Origin of the sequence: Undibacterium sp. KW1 (assembly GCF_009937955.1) — a bacterium.
GTDB lineage: Bacteria > Pseudomonadota > Gammaproteobacteria > Burkholderiales > Burkholderiaceae_D > Undibacterium.
Genome location: NZ_AP018439.1, coordinates 4,672,058 through 4,688,021, shown reverse-complemented (window position 1 = coordinate 4,688,021; position 15,964 = coordinate 4,672,058). Strand labels below are relative to the sequence as shown.

Sequence of the window (15,964 nt, the reverse complement as noted above, 5' to 3'; positions counted from 1 at the left end):
AGCATGTTCTCCGGTTGTGGGCAGCGTAAAGCGGGCTGGGATTGGTCTGGCTAAGTTTACCCGATTTTTTTGTGATAATTACAGCATGACAGTGCAAGAATGTGGTTTATTGGTGCAGCAGCGGTTTTTATACTGCGCCCACGCTCATCCCGGTGGGACGCAGCAGCTTGTCTGCCTTACTCAGGCTGGGCTGGATACTTCACGCTCTATGTCTTGCAAATTCCGGGCCGACACCCCGCAAAGCCGCGCATATTCAGCAATGGTCAGGCGCAGACTCATATGTATTTTCCTGATGACAGCCAGACCAGGCATGGCCGGTTCTGCCGCCAGCTCTGCCGCCAATGTTCGCCGCGCCTGTAATTCTTCTGCTGGAGACAGTGGTTTGAAACGCTTGTCCATAGAAGCTTTTTCTTTGCTTGCCGGTCCATGACCTCGCCAACGACTTTCAATGCTTCGCGGCTGCGGAATGATTTTGTCGGATTGCCAGGGAGCTTCTTGTCCGTCAGATTCGGGTCATCGAAGATCTCGCCCATTGCTTCCACAATATAAATCCGGCCGGGGCCGTCGCCGGCTGCCAGCTCTGCACCCCAGGTGGCTGCATCCAGGGTCGCGCTCAGATACACCTAAGTCGCCTTCTTGCGCTTGCCATAGTTCGAACGGTAACCCGGTGCGATGAGATCGCCCAACTGCAGGTCAGCCCTGGTACCGTGGTAAAGCGTCTGCGCACGCAGATCGACTGTGTCGCTGTCGCTGCTGATGGGGCCAGAATTCGCCATTGATGCATTGCTCATCAATATCTCCAATTTGTGCTGGTGGCGTGTTTCGGATGGTGGTGGAGGAGAGCACCTGATGCTGGGTAGTGTACCCCGCATCTGATTGCTGCAAACTATCGTCCCTTGAACCTGGCCGTGATGCAGGGCGCAATATATTGCGCCGCATGTGTACGCTGCGCACGGCAAAGGTGATTTGCTTTGAGAAGTGAAGATTTCATGCGGCGCATTACAATGCGCCCTACGTCACGGCGATTGCAACCGTAGGAGCGGCCTTAGCCGTGAACAGATAGCGGTAAAAGTCATTCGCGGCTGAAGCCGCTCCTGCGAGATATGGGCGTGCGCTTGAAAGAGCAAGACGTACTTGCCGCGTACAAGCCAGGTTCAGGCACTCACGAGGCTGCGCCTGATCCCCTCGCGCATGCTCGTGGTCAGGCCATCGCGTGCGCGGTATTCGCTGCGCTTGTTGGATGGGCGCTCAGACAGTGGCACATCTTCACTCGCCAGCGGCAGCAGGTAATTGCCATTGGCTTGCGCGCAGGCACCTGCTGCCTGCCACAGGCTGTCGTATTCTGCCTTGATGGTTTTGCTGAAGCGGTAACGCCAGGATTGGTAAATATGGTTTTTCTTGGCGATGCATTCTATGCCTGCACAGTGCAGTTCACGTGCCAGGCTGCGCAAGGCTTCGATCAGCAAGAGGCGGGGCTGTATGCCAAACAGGCTCTTGGTACAGGCGCGCATGGTCTCGCGCGCATTGTGCTTGCATGACTGCAGGCCGCCCACCCTGATCATCAGATGCTGATCCTTGCGGTCAAAAGAGAAGCTGATGCATTGCAGCAGTTGGCTACCCTGAAACAGGCCCAGGCTCAGGCCACCTTCACGTTTAAAGGCGCAACTGCGGAACAGGCTGATACGGTAATGCTGCTCATCCTTGCCCACCAGTGTGGCCAGGGTAAAGTCACTGCCCGCCAGCATGTCCTGGGCGCGGCGTTTGCCAAACAACTGGGCGGACAAATGGAAATGGTTGCGCAACAAGCGCAGGCGCGACACGCAGCAAATCTGGCGGTCAAAGAAAGGGCGGTGTATGGCGTCCAGCAAGGCGATATCGCCAGGCGTGGCCTTTTGCAAATAGGTCTGGTGCAGGAAATGGAACCAGCGCAAGCTCACCTGAGGGCGCAAGCTGCTGCGCAACAGGAACAGGAATTTGCTCTTGAAGCTGGTGTTGTCATCCGCCAGGCGCACATGCAAGGCCCAGCGCAGGCTGGCCATCAAACTGCCTGACTCATGCAACTTCTTTGTATCAATAGCCTCCAGTACCCTGCCTGCAGTCCATAGTTCACGCCAGTTCAATATATTCACAATCGCACCATTTGTTTCGCACTGCATATTAATGTAACTCAATGTATCAGACATGGGAATATATTAGCAAACTTAATTTTGTCGTCGATTTGTCATCACTTTGTCAGGAGTTAGGAGAAATTAACAAATACGAATAATTTCCACATGGAAATTTTGTTGATTTTGGAAAATAAAAAAGCCGAAGTTAGCCGATTTTCGGTGCAGATATTTTGCTTTGTAACGTTATGTTGCAATTGGTGCCAGTTTTTACATGACTGATCCATGCTGTTTTTACCTGCAAGTGCAGACACAATCTGTTGTCTGTGACTGAAAATGATAGTAAAAGCCGGACGCCATACCTCCATGTGCCTATAGCCTTTGCATTGCGCAGACTTATTGCTGATAGGAAATATAAATTGCGAAGTACAAAATACTTTTTGCCAATACAAAGTAAAATATGGAATGCAGGCACGCAGCATAATTCAGCTCTAATTCAGCTCTTAGATTCAGCTCTTAACAAGGCGCGATTGACATGGGCAAACCTCCCGCAGGCAATGCAGCAATCATCAGGACGATGATTGTGGGTGTTTGTATTACCATCATCCTGGCCTGCATCTTTTACAGCATCTTCCTGCTGCCTTATTCGGGCAAGATAGCGGATATCATTGTGGGCATCGTACTTGGCCTTGCCGTGCTGGCTTTGAAGCTGGTTGGGATAGAACCGGAGGATGCTGAGCGTAGTCAGTAGCTTTGGTCATGCACGCCATCAATTGAAATTAAAGAATCCTGCAATGCAGATACCCAAAGCCAAAGAAACGCTAATCGCCATCTGGTACCTGACTATGGTGATGTGGCTGCCGCCAGTCTGGCAATATTTTTTCCAGACAGATTTCTTTTTCAAAAATATGCGCGGCCTGCAAAATTTTGCAGTTTCTGCACCTATTTTATTGATCATACTGGCCTATGCGGTGTTGCTTACGCTGCCAAAGACCAGAACCTGGGGCATTGTTCTCAGTGCAGGCGGCTCACTTTTTACGATGGGCTTGTTAATGCAATACTATGAGATGTTCCAGCATACTGGCGGCCTGTTCGTGATGGTGATTGGAGGGGCCTTGTTGAATACCTACAGGCAGACCATAGATCAGAAAGCCTATGAACTTGCAGCCAGCAGGGCCATGGATATAGATGGTGCCACTGAGCCTGCCCCTGGCAAGGGGCAAAAACGTCGGGCCTGAACCATACGATGGTGACGCGGGTTTACATGCGGTGAGTACGGCGCGCACGACGCGCTCTGTGGCGTGACTTTGAGATGTGTCATGCCTCATCTTCTTAAAGTATCGGCCACAGCCTGACAATTTCCCCATCCATATCCATGCGGCGTATACTGAGCGCTCAATGACTGCAATAAAAGATAAATCATTTATTCAATATGCGCTCGTAATTACCAACCGCACTCACCCAAACACATACAAAAAAACGCATGAACAAAACCTGGGCCTGGTCTGACATTATCGCCGGTTTGTCGCTGGCTGGCCTGCTGCTGCCAGAAGCCGTTGCCTATTCCAGCATCGCCAACCTGCCGCCACAGGCAGGCATCGTTGCCGTGTTTGCCGGCTTGCTTTGTTATGGGTTGATAGGCAGCAGCCGTTTTGCCATCGTCGCGGCCACTTCATCATCGGCGGCGGTGCTGGCCTCGGCGTCGGCGGCCATGGCCAATGGCGACGCGGGTTTGCGCATGCTGGTGGCGACCGGGCTGGTCATCATGACAGGGGCATTTTTCATGCTGGCGAGTGCGGCCAGGCTGGGCAGCATTTCTGACTTCATTGCCCGGCCTGTGTTGCGCGGCTTTGCCTTTGGCCTGGCGCTTGTCATCGTCATCAAACAGTTTGCCCACATCGTTGGCGTGCAGGTGCACAGCACTGACATGCCGCGCTTTATTTATCACTTGCTCTCCCAATTTGCACAGTGGAACTGGCCTTCACTCGGCCTTGCCATGCTGGCCCTGCTGCTTTTATATGGTCTGGCACGTATTGTCTATATGCCAGCTGGCCTGGTGGTGCTGGCACTTGGCATTGCCGCAGGGCAGGCGCTGGACCTCGCGCAACTCGGCGTGCAGGTGGTGGGTGCCATTGATCTGCAGTTGCAGGTACCCAGCCTGCCCACCATGACCTATGTGCAGTGGCTGCGCATAGGCGAGCTCGGTATCGCCATGCTGCTGATACTGTATGCCGAATCCTACAGTTCCATCCGCAATTTTGCCCTGCGCCACGGTGACAGTGTCAGCCCCAACCGTGACTTGCTGGCCCTGGGCGTTGCCAACCTGTTCTCTGGCCTGTTCCATGGTTTGCCTGTAGGAGCAGGGTTTTCTGCCACGGCAGCCAATGAAAGTTATGGTGGCCGCAGCAAGCTTGCTGGCTGGGCGGCAGCCGCTGTATTGCTGCTCATCGTCCTCACCCTCTTGCCCGTCATTGCCCTGACCCCAGTGCCTGTGCTGGCGGCCATCGTCATTCACGCAGTTAGCCATTCCTTGCGGCCCTCTGTGTTCTATGCCTACTTCAAACTGCACCGCGACAGGTTTGTTGCCTTGGCTGCCGTCGTTGCCGTGCTCTTGCTCGGCGTGCTCGATGGCTTGCTGGTGGCCATCGGCTTTAGCCTGCTGATGCTGTTGCGCAGGCTGGCTGAGGCCAATGTCAGCGTGCTTGGCCGCCTGAACGGCGGCCATGACTTTGTCAGCCTCGTCAATTATCCTGGAGCCAAGATCATCCCCGGCGTACTCATCCTGCGCCCAGAGATGGCGCTATTCTTTGGCAATGCCGAGCGCGCCATGGCACTGGCCAGGCAATATGCCGTCGCCAGTGATGCAAAGGTCATCGTCATGAGCCTGGAAGAATCACCTGACCTCGACAGCACCAGCATAGAAGCCATCACCGACTTTTGCGCCGCCTTGTATCTGCAGAAAAAACACCTGATGTTCGCCCGCCTCAAATCCAGCGCCCGCGTCGTGCTGGAGAGAGCCGCTATCCCTCATCTGCACACAGGCAGCTTCAGTGAACTCAGCGTCGATGACGTCGTCACCATGGCGCGGGAAGCGTATGTGGAAAAGGAGTAAAGATGCCTGACGCAACAGACGCAGCCGTAAAGTGGGGCGCATTGCAATGCGCCCTACGTCACGGAAATTACGAGCAAAGAGAGTATGCGCACACCGCAGATGTGGCATGTCGCACCGGCCTTTGCCTGTACTTATGCAGCGTTAAATCCCACGGCATCACAGTGCATTGCGGGCTGTTTGATTCATTTTTAAAATGGTAAAATGACAAGCAGGCGCGATTGCCAGCATTAATGAATAAAGGTTCCCATGCTGCAAAACAAAACCAGATCAATTCTCCTCACAGTCTGGTGCCTGACCATCTTCGTCTGGTTGCCACCGATCTGGTTCTATTTTTTTCAGACTGATTACTTCCTGGGGAATTTTCGTGGGCTGCAAAATTTCAAGTTGTCAGCCCCTTTCCTGTTGATTATTTTTTGCTGGGCCACGCTTCTCTCAATACCCAAAACCAGGACGCGAAAAAACATCATCGGCGCAGGCAGTTCTCTCATGAGCCTGGGCTTTGTGCTCATTTATTATGAAGTTTTTCACCATACAGGCGGTTTCGTCATCCTGTTTTCAGGGATGATCCTGTTAGGCATGGTGAGGGACGAGTCTGTGACTGACGACGGAAAACTAGAAGCCTGAGATGATGACTTCAAAACAAAAGCAAGTCCTTTTTATAGTCTGGACAGTGACACTACTCGTCTGGCTACCGTCTGCCTGGTTCTATTTTTTTCAGACAGATTATTTTATGTATGGCTTTCGTGGATTGCAGAATTTTCAGTACTCTTCTGTCTATCTGCTGACCATACTTGGCTGGACCGTTTTACTTACCATACCAAAATACAGGACAGAAAAAGTCATCATCGGTGCCGGAGCTTCATTCTTGACCATAGGTTTTCTGCTCAATCTTTACGCCATGTTTAAACAGACACCCGGCTTTCTCATCATGTTTGCCGGCTTATTGCTCTTGCAGACTTTAAGAGGCGAGACGTTCAAACAGTCTGGCAGTGCCGGAGATGAGCCTGCGGTAAAAGTGAGCTCCGGTAGAAACTGGGGCCTGATTTATTCAGTGGCGGCTATCACTTTCCTTGGCACGCCCTGGCTATGGGTGCGCCTGGGCGCACCTGAGCTTTTTATCAGCAATGTGCGTGGGCTGCTGGACCTCGCCGCCTCAGGCCCTTTCCTCATCATCATGACAGGCTGGGCAATGTGGTTCTGCTTCCCCTCTAACCGCACCGTCAATGCCAATTGTGCTGCGGCATCGGCCATGCTGGTTATTGCCCTGTTCTTATCTTGGTATTTTTCGTATGCAGGTTCGGTTGGATTCTGGCTTCTGGCAATGGGCTGGATGGGGAGTGCCTATTTCCGCAAGAACGCGGTTACTTCCAAGGCCAAAACTGCCAGCTGAATGAATCTGGCAGTGGGCAGTTTTGCAGCACCCGGCATCAGGCAATATCAATCACCACCTTGCCCTGCGCCTGCCCATCTTCGAGCAATTGCTGTGCCTCCATCGCGGTGTACAAATCAAATACACGTTCATCCAGCCTCACTTTAAGTTTACCAGCATCAGCCAGTCTGGCGGCTTCACGCAGGATGTCGCCATGGTGAAGGCGCTGCTGGCCAGTGATCAGCGGTAGCAGCGTGAATACGCCAGAATAAGTCGCGGCCCTGAAAGACAGCGGTGCCAGCGCATGCGTGCCCCAGCCCAGACAACTGACGACATGGCCGCCGTAAGTGCGCACGGCTGCGAACGAGGCATCCAGGGTAGCGCCGCCAACGGTGTCATACACCACATCAAAACCTGCGCCGCCGGTATATTGCTGCACATAGTCGGCCACGCTGCAGGCCTGGTAATCAATCGCCGTTGCACCATAGCTTTCTATAATGTCTTTTTGCACGGCGCTGCCTGTTGCATAGACTTCAGCATCCAGTGCCCTGGCCAGTTGCACGGCCATGTGACCAACTCCACCGGCACCACCGTGTATCAAAACTTTTTGCCCTGGCTGCACCTTGGCGCGATCTACCAGACCTTCCCATGCAGTGATAAAAATCAGGGGCAGGGCAGCCGCTTCACGCATGCTAAAGTTTCCCGCCTGATGTGCCAGCAAGCGCGCATCCACCGCCGCATACTGTGCCAATGAACCTGGCACGCCCGCTATGCCACCCGTCATGCCGTACACTGCATCGCCAGGTGTAAAGCCGCTGACGCCTGCACCAACAGCTTCTACTACTCCTGCCATGTCTATGCCCAAAATGGCGGGCAAGACAGGTTTTGCGTGGGCGGCCTTGCCAGCGCGGATTTTGAGATCCAGCGGGTTAACGCCGCTGGCATGGATGCGCACCAGCACTTCGCCTGCGCCAGGCTGAGGTCGGGCTATTTCGCGCATGACTAAAGGTGAGCCAAATTTTTCCAGTACCAGTGCCTGCATATTGTTGTTTGCCATGATGTTTTCTCCTGAAATGTAGAATTAAAGTAGTCTGTTGACAATCTGGACGACGACGCCGTTTACCTTGCTTTGTCTTGCCTGGCCCCGCGTCTCCAGTGAAAACAGTCTATCCCCGCACTCAAGCCAGATAAACGGGCCTGGCCGCAATGCAGTTTTCTGAAAAACTGCATAATGCGCATGCTCCAGCGCGCAAGGCCGGCTGATGGCGGTGCTAGAATGCAGACATTACGCTGGGGAGAAAACACGGGAGTATGCAAATTGGACAAACTTGATGCATTAAAAGTGTTTTGCCGTGTGGTTGAGTTCGGTGGCTTCAGCCGTGCTGCCGACATGCTGGGCATGTCCACTTCTTCCGTCACCAACCAGATCGCCGCACTTGAAAAACACTTCAACATCAAACTGCTGAACCGCAGCACGCGCAGCATGTCGCTGACCGATGAAGGGCGGCATTGTTATGAACAGGCCTTGCAATTACTCGGTGATATGGACGAGCTTGAGGCCAGTCTCATGCATTCCAACCAGGCACCGGCTGGCAGTATCCGCGTAGAGCTGCCCGCCATTATCAGCCGCCTCTACATTGCACCGGCCCTGCAGCGCTTTATCGCTGCCTATCCTGACATCAGCCTCAAGATCACTGTTGGCGACCGCAATATCGACATGGTGGAAGAGGGCGTCGATGTGGCCGTGCGCATAGGTGATCTGCCCAGTTCCAACCTCATCGCCAAAAGCCTGTGCAAGACCAACTACCTCTGTTGCGCAGCCTCGACTTTCATTGACAGACATGGCCAGCCACAGCATCCGCAAGAGCTTGCACAATACCACTGCCTGGGTTTCTTGCGCCCCAACTCCCGCCAGCTAAGGGCGTGGCAGTTTCAAAAAGACGACGAGAAATTCTCACACCTGCCATCACCATTACTGGCGATGGACCATGTCGAATCCCTCATAGAAAGCGCCAAGGCAGGCGCAGGCATCATCCAGCACATGTCCATTTCACTAGCCAGCCCCCTGCGTGAAGGCTTGCTAGTGCCCGTGCTGTCAGACTGGGCAGTGCCCGGCCCGGATGTATCTGTGCTGTTCCAGCAAAAGCACCACCGCGCCGCCAAGATCAGGGTATTTGTAGAATTTCTGGAAGAGGTATTGAGGCCGTATTCTGTGTGATTCACCTTGGATGAATTCAGATGGATTGCACCTGATGACATTACCTCGCACCAGATCAATGCCGTGAGGTAGGGCGCATGGCAATGCGCCGCATGCGATTGTGGCATACCTGAGGCAATGTACATTGACGTAGACCGCCATGCACTATAATGGCAAAAACGTCATAGAAGGCATTCATGCAATTGCGCTACCTGTTACCACTCCTGCTATCCCTGTTCCTGCTCCCCCTGGTCAGCCAGGCACAAACAGATGCACCCAAAGAACTCGTACTCAATCAAGAGCAACTTGCCAAATACGGCCAGACCTATAAAACCGCAGAGGTCAAACACCTGCGCCAGTTCCTGAATACCTACGCAGACCACCGCCAGGATGTCTCCCCCTCAGAAGAGAGAGCCGCCAGCGTCCTCGATGAATTAAAGATAGACAAGAAAATCCTCAAGGGTAAATTCCTGGTCTATTTATTCTCCAATTTCCTCGGCGGTGGCAAGGGTGTCTCCATCGTCTCGCAAGATCATCCAGAAGTTAAACTCGATTTCTGGGTTTATAAAATCGAAGACAACGAATGCGAAGTGCGTGATTTTCTCGTGCAGGCAGACAAGCGCGATATCGAGACATTCAAGATCGTCTATCGCAATTATTTGCATCACAAAACTTTGTATATGTAGTACATGCCGTATCCTGTAGGGTGCGTCTTGACGCGCCAATTCTTGACGCATCATGCAAGTACCAACTTTTCCAAATCCATTTTAAAAAACGCCACCATGTTCTTCAAGAAAAAGAAAGAGTCACCAACAGACTTGCTCAGCGAACCACGCGAGCAACATTATGTGTTTGCCCATCAGGGCGTTCGTCAGGCATGCGTTGATAATCCGCTGCAGTTTTTCTCACTCATGGCATCTGAAGAGCAAAAGCCCTATCTGGCATGGATGTGGGATGTCTGCGCCAAATATGTCAAAAATCCGTCCAAAGAACTGAGCGTCGATGATGTCGTGGTCACGACGTGCCGCATGGGCCCATACCCCGCCGTGATACTCCGCATGCCTGAGCCCAGGGCCGTAGCAGAAGTGCATTATATTGCAGCAGTGCTCATGGTCAATGGTGAAAACGAGTTGCCACAAGAAGACGTAGGCATACGTTATTTCACGCTAGAATGCGGCATCAACCTGGATGGCACGCCCAGGACAGTGTTTTGTGAATGGACAGATGACGATGCACATCTCAACTTCGGTGACGGCCCGCAGGCCGATGTTGACGCTTTCGCGCATGCAGTGGCTGGCAAACTTTCTGCGTAAGTACGAACTGAGGTGAATATTTGCATAACAGCTATGCTTGAGTACGGACGAGCGCATGGGCGTTGATCTCATCGCGGTAGTTGATATTGGCCTGGAGCACGTATCACCCGATACGGTATTGGCTGCACTGCATTCCAGCTACGAAGAAACGCGTAAGTTTTTGTGTTCGAAATGCGCATGATCAGGTTAAATTGACCTGTCCAGGCGATTTTCCAGGCCAGATACAATAGGCGATAACGATGAATAGTGATTATTTTAAGCACCCACAACGTTTCCCCAAAAACGCTCCGGGCCCTTTCTATACTCTGGGAGATCAACGAGGTGACGGTACTTGGAATGGGCAGTGTTTGTCTTGCGGTGTTCCCGAGGGCGAAGCGCCAACCCTACTGGCGCCCTTGACTGACGAAAATTTGGATACCTATTTTTTGCAGCAGCCACAGTCTGCAGAAGAGATAGAACAGGCATGCAGTGCGATTGAAGTCTGTTGCGCTGATGCATTACGATACGGTGGAAAAGACCCAAAGATACTCTTGCGCTTGAAGATGACGAACTGCTGCGATCATGCAAACCTACTGCGGCCAAGCTATCAATCGCCTGGTTCGGTAGCGAAGAAATGGTGGCAATTCTGGAAGTGAATGCATTTGTATGCAGTAGATGAGACTTGATTTTAAGAGGCCGAATACATAGTTTTCTTGATGATTTTATGACGAGAGATGAAGCAATTGATTTATTAGTGCTACGTGACCTTGCCCGGTTGTCAACCAAGGAGCGAGAAGCCCTGTTGCTGGACTGGTGGTCCATTGACTCAGGTGATTCTGGTTATGCAGATCTTACGGACTTCTTGAAAGAGAAAATCGCTCGTTGTGACGAACCTGACGATCCAGATAATGCAATATATGATTTCCTGCTAAAGATTGCTCTTCGTCATGCGTATCTGGGCGTGGTCAACTCGTATCTGGAAACGCAGACTGCACTGCTTGGATCGAAAGTTGTGATAAGAGGTATTGTCGAAAAATTGATGGCCTGTCCCTGTTGTGGGTACCGGAGCCTGGACGTGAATGGGGAGTATGAAATTTGTCGTGTGTGCTTTTGGGAAGATGACGGTACATGTGAATTAGATCAGCTTAGTTCGCCGAATCGCATGACTTTACACGAGGCACGACAGAATTTCCAAGACATTGGTGCCGTTAATCAAGCGGTTCGACGATATGTCCTTTCGGATGGACGGGACCGCTATGTATTGGAAAAATATAGGCCTTGCTTTGTTGAGCAACAGCGTAATCTTACCAATGCTGCCTTGAAGGACAGCGATACATAGTCTAAGAAGTCATCTTCTGGGAATATATCGTTCCTATCATAATGGAGCCAGTAAATGCCTGTGCATCAATCACACATCTGGGTAGGACAATCTAGTGATGCCGCGCCTGCAAATTATTTTGTAGAAAACCGTGAGCGTGAGGTGGGTGTAGACCCCATGAACAGCTTCGCCATGGAGCAAGGAGAGCTCAGTTTTGACTATGACTTCACTGAAATAAGCTATCTTGATTGGAGAGACGCACAATCGCCACGGCAATTCATCGACGGTCATTCTTACAGCGCATCGTATCTGGATGCTGTCGTCAAATTATGCGGTGATGAGGGTATTGATAAAATCAATGTATTCATTATCGCCAACACTGACCAGTTTCATGCTCCAAAAACTGTCCGTACAAGCGACTATTTCCTGAAATATCTTGGCTGCTTTGACTGCGAAGAAGATTAGCGCCCCAGTATTGTATGTGCGTGATGAGCAAGCACCCGTCATGCCTGCACGTGCATGGCTAAGTGCCTTGCCCTGAAACGTAGCGCACATGCCCCTCACTTACTATGCCACTACGACAGTCCACTAACTGCGTGCTGCTTGTCGATGACGTAAACGAATAGCCCGCGTCTGCAGTGCAAAGCCCACGACTAAGCTGAGTACCCAGGTCAGCAGTACCGCGCGCACTAGCGGTGACTCCGGTCCGCTGGCTAATGGATGTGCCACCGGCAGGCGGAACATGGTTTTGGCACCGAGTTGTGGACACTTAAACGCGTGCGTCTACTTATTGAAAGAAAGTTAGAAGTGTCGTTCAGTGAAGTGCACGTTTGGCGCATTCTTGGCGCACTGGGATTCAGTAACCAAAAGCCGGAGCGTCGCGCCATCGAACGTAACGAAGATGCTGTACAGGAGTTCAAGAAAAAGACCTGGCCTGCGCTCAAAAAAAAGCCTCGAGAGAGAATCGACTGATTGTATTCATCGACGAGTCCGGAATCAGCGAACGGCCTACCCGTGTGCGTACTTGGGCACTCAAAGGGAAAACGCCGATTATTCAGTTTCATTTCAACTGGAAACATTTGTCCGTGATTGCAGGTGTGACCAGGAAGAACTACTTGTTCCGCTTCCACGAGGGTAGCATCAAGAAGGAGCAAATTGTCGATTTTCTCAAGGCGCTCAAAACGCATTTGAAGCAGCCGCTGTTGATCATCCGCGATGGGCTCAGGGCGCACAAATCGAAACTGGTGCGCGAATACCTCGACAGCACCAATGGGTACATTCAAATCGCATTCCTGCCCCCGTATGCGCCGGACCTCAATCCTGTCGAATATCTCTGGGCCTGGCTCAAGCGACATGCGTTGGCAAACTTCTGCCCGAACAACCTCGCCGAATTGCAAACAATTGCCCGCAACAAACTCAAAAGCGCACAACGCCGTCCATCCATCATCATGGCATGTTGGAAGCAGGTGGAGTTGTGGTGATGTCATCAATTATGTAAAGCTCAATAATCAGAGATTCCTTAATTTAAGAGAGACAGGATTTTTTGGATTTGGTGGCTAACAAATCTGTGCATAACTGAGCTGTGTATAACTGGTTAGCAGTGCGAGTCTGCAACTCTACAACAACAAAAATTTGTGAAAATCACCAAATCGAGTAATGATTCTTCCCATCAGCAAATCTGCTGATGGTGTATTTCGTTTTCAACTGTTAGTCTTTTTCACTAGTGTCCCAACGTTTTCACATCAGGGGTTTGTAAGTCAATGATTTGTTTGCATAAAATGATGTTTTTATCTGGTCTCGATTTGAACGTCGAGGCGCAGAATTGGAGCTTTTTGCGGATATCCGCCAAAGGCTCCTACGCATCAGGGCAAACTCGTTTTCTCGCAGGTCATGACGTATTTGCCACTGACCACTTTTCGATGATGCGTCGCAGCCCACAGGGGCGATCACAAGGTCAAGGATTTTTCCTGTCTGGATCAATTCTTCGCCATGGCCTTTGCGCAGTTGACCTATCGGGAATCGTTGCGCGATATCGAAGTCAATTTGCGCGCCCAGCCCCATCGGCTGTACCACATGGGATTTCGCTGCGCGACGATTTCCCGCAATACGCTGGCCAATGCAAATGCAACGCGCCCCTGGCAAATTTACGCCGATCTGGCGCAGCACCTGATTGCGATGGCGCGCCCGTTGTATGCCAGCGAACCATTTGGCGTGGACCTCGATGCAACGGTCTATGCGTTCGATGCCACTACCATCGACCTGTGTTTATCGGTGTATCCGTGGGCACCTTTCCGGTCCACCAAGGCGGCCATCAAATTGCATACACTGCTGGACCTGCGCGGCTCTATTCCCAGCTTCATTCATATCACCGACGGCAAGACCCACGAGGTCAATATTCTCGACGATCTGCTCATCGAGCCAGGAGCGTATTACCTGATGGATCGCGGCTACCTGGACTTCGCCCGATTGCACAGGCTGCATGCGGCGGACGCCTTCTTTGTCACGAGAGCAAAAAGCAATACCAGGTTCAAGCGTCGGTATTCGCAGCCAGTCGATCGGGCGACGAGCAGCGTTATCTGCGATCAAACGGGCGTACTCCCGCTCTTCTACGCAAGCAAGGACTACCCGGCAACTTTGCGTCGTGTCGTCGTCAAGGACGACACTGGGGAACGCATCATTTTTTTGACCAACAATTTCACTCTCAAACCGGAGATGATCGCAGCGCTTTACAAGCAGCGTTGGCAGGTCGAATTGTTCTTCAAGTGGATCAAGCAACATTTGCGTATCAAAACCTTCCTGGGAACCAGCGAGAATGCCGTGAAGACGCAAATATGGATCGCGGTCTGTACTTATGTACTCATCGCTATCGTCAAAAAACGTCTGCATTTGCCTCACAGTCTTTACGAGATTCTACAAATCCTGAGTCTCACCATGTTTGAAACAACACCAATAAATCAATTACTTACGCCGCCATCGGGAAATCTCAATGACGAAAATCAACCAAAACAGATGTCTCTACTATGAGAAACGTTGGGACACTAGTGAGTCTTTTTCATAGATGAATCAGGTGAACTCGAAAATTAGATAGGCTGTTCACAAAGCAATAAAACAGATACAACCGAGCGACCTCGGCCATCATTTTTCATGGCCCTCGTCTAAACGGCGTGGAGTACGCGAGGTGCTCCGGTTAGCGTCATGTCACAGATTCACAGACATACGCATTTATAATAACTGGAGACGATATATGTACTTATTCAATTTCGCCCAAGCACATGGGCATCCCTTGCGTTTGCAGGCGTTGGCCGGGGTTGCGGCCATTTCTGTATTGTCTACTACAGCACAGGCGCAAGACACGCGCACGGTTCGCGAGCCGGTCATGCCAGCTACCTGCGCCACTCTGCTGGCAGAAACATCGACAGCAAATCAAAATGATGCGCCGCGCATACAGGCTGCACTGGATAGCTGTGCGCCAGGCAAGGCCGTGCAACTGGCTGCCGGTGCTGGCAGCAAGGCATTTACTTCTGGCCCCCTGAAGTTGCGTAGCGGTGTCACGCTGGTGGTGGATGCAGGCGTGACTCTGTATGCCAGCACCAATCCCTTGTTGTATGACCGTGGTGCAAAAACCTGTGGCACTAACGATGCCACTGGCAAGGGCTGCCAACCCTTTATCACAGTCGAAGGAGTGTCGGGTACTGGCATCATGGGTGAGGGTATTATTGATGGCCAGGGTGGCCAGATCATAGAGGGCAAGAGCGAAACCTGGTGGCAGATCGCACGCCGGGCGCAGAAAGAAAAACAGCGCCAGAATGTGCCGCGCCTTATACAGCTGGATAAGGTGCAAGACTTTACGATGCACCGTATCACCTTGCGCAATTCGCCGAATTTCCACGTGGCGATGAACCGTGTTGATGGCTTTACTGCCTGGGGAATACGTATCGATACGCCACATGATGCGCGCAATACCGATGGTATAGATCCGGGAGCATCGCGCAATGTGACGATTGCGCATAGTTACATACGCACCGGTGACGACAACGTCGCCATCAAGGCTGGCAATAACGGGCGGAGTGAAAATATCTCTATCCTGCATAATCATTTCTATAGCGGCCATGGCATGTCGATAGGCAGTGAAACCAATGGCGGGGTGCGTAATGTGCTGGTTGAAGACCTGGTCATGGATGGCACTACCTCGGGCCTGCGCATCAAGAGTAATGACAGGCGCGGCGGCGTGGTTTCTGGTGTTGTCTATCGCGATGTCTGCCTGCGTGATAATCGCTGGCCGCTGTATATCGATACAAAATATGAGCCAGGTCCGTCGGGTCAGTTAATTCCTTCCTATACCGATATCCGTATGGAAAGCGTGCACAGCCTGACACCTGGGCAAGTGATCTTGCAGGGATATGACGAACAGCGCCCGCTGCAACTCGCACTGCAAGATGTTGTCGTTGACGGCAAACCAGTAGTCAAGCTGGAATTTGCCAGGCTGACGGGTCAGCTTAACGCGGCTGATGCAAAGACGCTTAATTGCCAGGAACGCTTCGTGCCGTTTCCAGAATAGCGAATGACAGGCA

At 51.9% G+C, this 15,964-nt stretch carries 14 protein-coding genes and 3 pseudogenes; 13 read left to right on the top strand and 4 right to left on the bottom strand.

Going from position 1 to position 15,964, the window contains the following annotated elements; translation table 11 throughout:
- Window positions 1-180 precede the first annotated feature (180 nt).
- The 3 genes and pseudogenes from UNDKW_RS20925 to UNDKW_RS20915 form a co-directional block, all read right to left on the bottom strand.
- Window positions 181-399, bottom strand: a complete 219-nt coding sequence (locus UNDKW_RS20925) for a transcriptional regulator (RefSeq protein ID WP_232063480.1) — start codon at window positions 397-399, stop codon at window positions 181-183.
- Between the two features lie 35 nt (window positions 400-434).
- Window positions 435-776 (bottom strand): annotated as a pseudogene (gene arr / locus UNDKW_RS30630) (NAD(+)--rifampin ADP-ribosyltransferase); the annotation flags it as partial.
- Between the two features lie 378 nt (window positions 777-1,154).
- A complete protein-coding gene (locus UNDKW_RS20915; RefSeq protein WP_232063071.1) occupies window positions 1,155-2,183 on the bottom strand; it encodes a DUF535 family protein in 1,029 nt (342 codons plus the stop codon).
- Window positions 2,184-2,640: 457 nt separating this feature from the next.
- On the opposite strand from UNDKW_RS20915, the gene UNDKW_RS20910 reads away from it, so the two are divergent.
- The 5 genes from UNDKW_RS20910 to UNDKW_RS20890 all read left to right on the top strand — a co-directional run bounded on the left by UNDKW_RS20910 (window position 2,641) and on the right by UNDKW_RS20890 (window position 6,607).
- Window positions 2,641-2,856: a hypothetical protein gene (locus tag UNDKW_RS20910; RefSeq protein WP_162060288.1), complete on the top strand. Its 216-nt coding sequence runs from the start codon at window positions 2,641-2,643 to the stop codon at window positions 2,854-2,856.
- A 43-nt stretch (window positions 2,857-2,899) separates the two neighbouring features.
- Window positions 2,900-3,343 carry a hypothetical protein gene (locus UNDKW_RS20905; protein ID WP_162060287.1) on the top strand — a complete coding sequence of 148 codons (444 nt, stop codon included), beginning with the start codon at window positions 2,900-2,902 and terminating at the stop codon, window positions 3,341-3,343.
- A gap of 245 nt (window positions 3,344-3,588) precedes the next feature.
- The gene (locus UNDKW_RS20900) at window positions 3,589-5,217 is read left to right on the top strand and encodes a SulP family inorganic anion transporter (RefSeq protein ID WP_162060286.1); all 1,629 of its coding nucleotides are present in this window, start codon (window positions 3,589-3,591) and stop codon (window positions 5,215-5,217) included.
- Window positions 5,218-5,463: 246 nt separating this feature from the next.
- Window positions 5,464-5,841, top strand: coding sequence for a hypothetical protein (locus tag UNDKW_RS20895; protein ID WP_162060285.1), 378 nt, complete (start codon window positions 5,464-5,466; stop codon window positions 5,839-5,841).
- A gap of 1 nt (window position 5,842) precedes the next feature.
- Window positions 5,843-6,607, top strand: a complete 765-nt coding sequence (locus UNDKW_RS20890; protein WP_162060284.1) for a hypothetical protein — start codon at window positions 5,843-5,845, stop codon at window positions 6,605-6,607.
- 37 nt (window positions 6,608-6,644) lie between these two features.
- On the opposite strand, the gene UNDKW_RS20885 is transcribed toward UNDKW_RS20890, so the two are convergent.
- Window positions 6,645-7,643, bottom strand: a complete 999-nt coding sequence (locus UNDKW_RS20885) for a zinc-dependent alcohol dehydrogenase family protein (RefSeq protein WP_162060283.1) — start codon at window positions 7,641-7,643, stop codon at window positions 6,645-6,647.
- 261 nt (window positions 7,644-7,904) lie between these two features.
- Here UNDKW_RS20885 and UNDKW_RS20880 point away from each other — a divergent pair, with 261 nt between their 5' ends.
- From UNDKW_RS20880 to UNDKW_RS20845, 8 genes and pseudogenes are all read left to right on the top strand, one after another.
- Window positions 7,905-8,804, top strand: a complete 900-nt coding sequence (locus UNDKW_RS20880; RefSeq protein WP_162060282.1) for a LysR family transcriptional regulator — start codon at window positions 7,905-7,907, stop codon at window positions 8,802-8,804.
- 176 nt (window positions 8,805-8,980) lie between these two features.
- A complete protein-coding gene (locus UNDKW_RS20875; protein ID WP_162060281.1) occupies window positions 8,981-9,469 on the top strand; it encodes a hypothetical protein in 489 nt (162 codons plus the stop codon).
- A gap of 27 nt (window positions 9,470-9,496) precedes the next feature.
- Window positions 9,497-10,096, top strand: coding sequence for a hypothetical protein (locus UNDKW_RS20870; protein WP_162060280.1), 600 nt, complete (start codon window positions 9,497-9,499; stop codon window positions 10,094-10,096).
- A gap of 703 nt (window positions 10,097-10,799) precedes the next feature.
- Window positions 10,800-11,414: a CPCC family cysteine-rich protein gene (locus UNDKW_RS30625; RefSeq protein WP_232063070.1), complete on the top strand. Its 615-nt coding sequence runs from the start codon at window positions 10,800-10,802 to the stop codon at window positions 11,412-11,414.
- Between the two features lie 54 nt (window positions 11,415-11,468).
- Window positions 11,469-11,858 carry an immunity 22 family protein gene (locus UNDKW_RS20860; protein ID WP_162060279.1) on the top strand — a complete coding sequence of 130 codons (390 nt, stop codon included), beginning with the start codon at window positions 11,469-11,471 and terminating at the stop codon, window positions 11,856-11,858.
- A gap of 270 nt (window positions 11,859-12,128) precedes the next feature.
- Window positions 12,129-12,874, top strand: a pseudogene (locus tag UNDKW_RS20855) (IS630 family transposase); the annotation flags it as partial.
- Window positions 12,875-13,283: 409 nt separating this feature from the next.
- Window positions 13,284-14,417: pseudogene (locus UNDKW_RS20850) on the top strand (IS4 family transposase).
- A 220-nt stretch (window positions 14,418-14,637) separates the two neighbouring features.
- A complete protein-coding gene (locus UNDKW_RS20845; protein WP_162060278.1) occupies window positions 14,638-15,951 on the top strand; it encodes a glycoside hydrolase family 28 protein in 1,314 nt (437 codons plus the stop codon).
- The last annotated feature ends 13 nt before the right edge of the window (window positions 15,952-15,964 follow it).

Excerpts from the sequence above, each read along its gene's own strand:
- UNDKW_RS20890 (WP_162060284.1), top strand. The coding sequence starts at position 5,843 with ATGATGACTTCAAAACAAAAGCAAGTCCTTTTTATAGTCTGGACAGTG.
- UNDKW_RS20875 (WP_162060281.1), top strand. The coding sequence starts at position 8,981 with ATGCAATTGCGCTACCTGTTACCACTCCTGCTATCCCTGTTCCTGCTC.
- UNDKW_RS30625 (WP_232063070.1), top strand. The coding sequence starts at position 10,800 with ATGACGAGAGATGAAGCAATTGATTTATTAGTGCTACGTGACCTTGCC.
- UNDKW_RS20915 (WP_232063071.1), bottom strand. The coding sequence starts at position 2,183 with ATGTCTGATACATTGAGTTACATTAATATGCAGTGCGAAACAAATGGT.
- UNDKW_RS20910 (WP_162060288.1), top strand. The coding sequence starts at position 2,641 with ATGGGCAAACCTCCCGCAGGCAATGCAGCAATCATCAGGACGATGATT.
- UNDKW_RS20900 (WP_162060286.1), top strand. The coding sequence starts at position 3,589 with ATGAACAAAACCTGGGCCTGGTCTGACATTATCGCCGGTTTGTCGCTG.
- UNDKW_RS20895 (WP_162060285.1), top strand. The coding sequence starts at position 5,464 with ATGCTGCAAAACAAAACCAGATCAATTCTCCTCACAGTCTGGTGCCTG.
- UNDKW_RS20845 (WP_162060278.1), top strand. The coding sequence starts at position 14,638 with ATGTACTTATTCAATTTCGCCCAAGCACATGGGCATCCCTTGCGTTTG.
- UNDKW_RS20925 (WP_232063480.1), bottom strand. The coding sequence starts at position 399 with ATGGACAAGCGTTTCAAACCACTGTCTCCAGCAGAAGAATTACAGGCG.
- UNDKW_RS20885 (WP_162060283.1), bottom strand. The coding sequence starts at position 7,643 with ATGGCAAACAACAATATGCAGGCACTGGTACTGGAAAAATTTGGCTCA.
- UNDKW_RS20860 (WP_162060279.1), top strand. The coding sequence starts at position 11,469 with ATGCCTGTGCATCAATCACACATCTGGGTAGGACAATCTAGTGATGCC.
- UNDKW_RS20905 (WP_162060287.1), top strand. The coding sequence starts at position 2,900 with ATGCAGATACCCAAAGCCAAAGAAACGCTAATCGCCATCTGGTACCTG.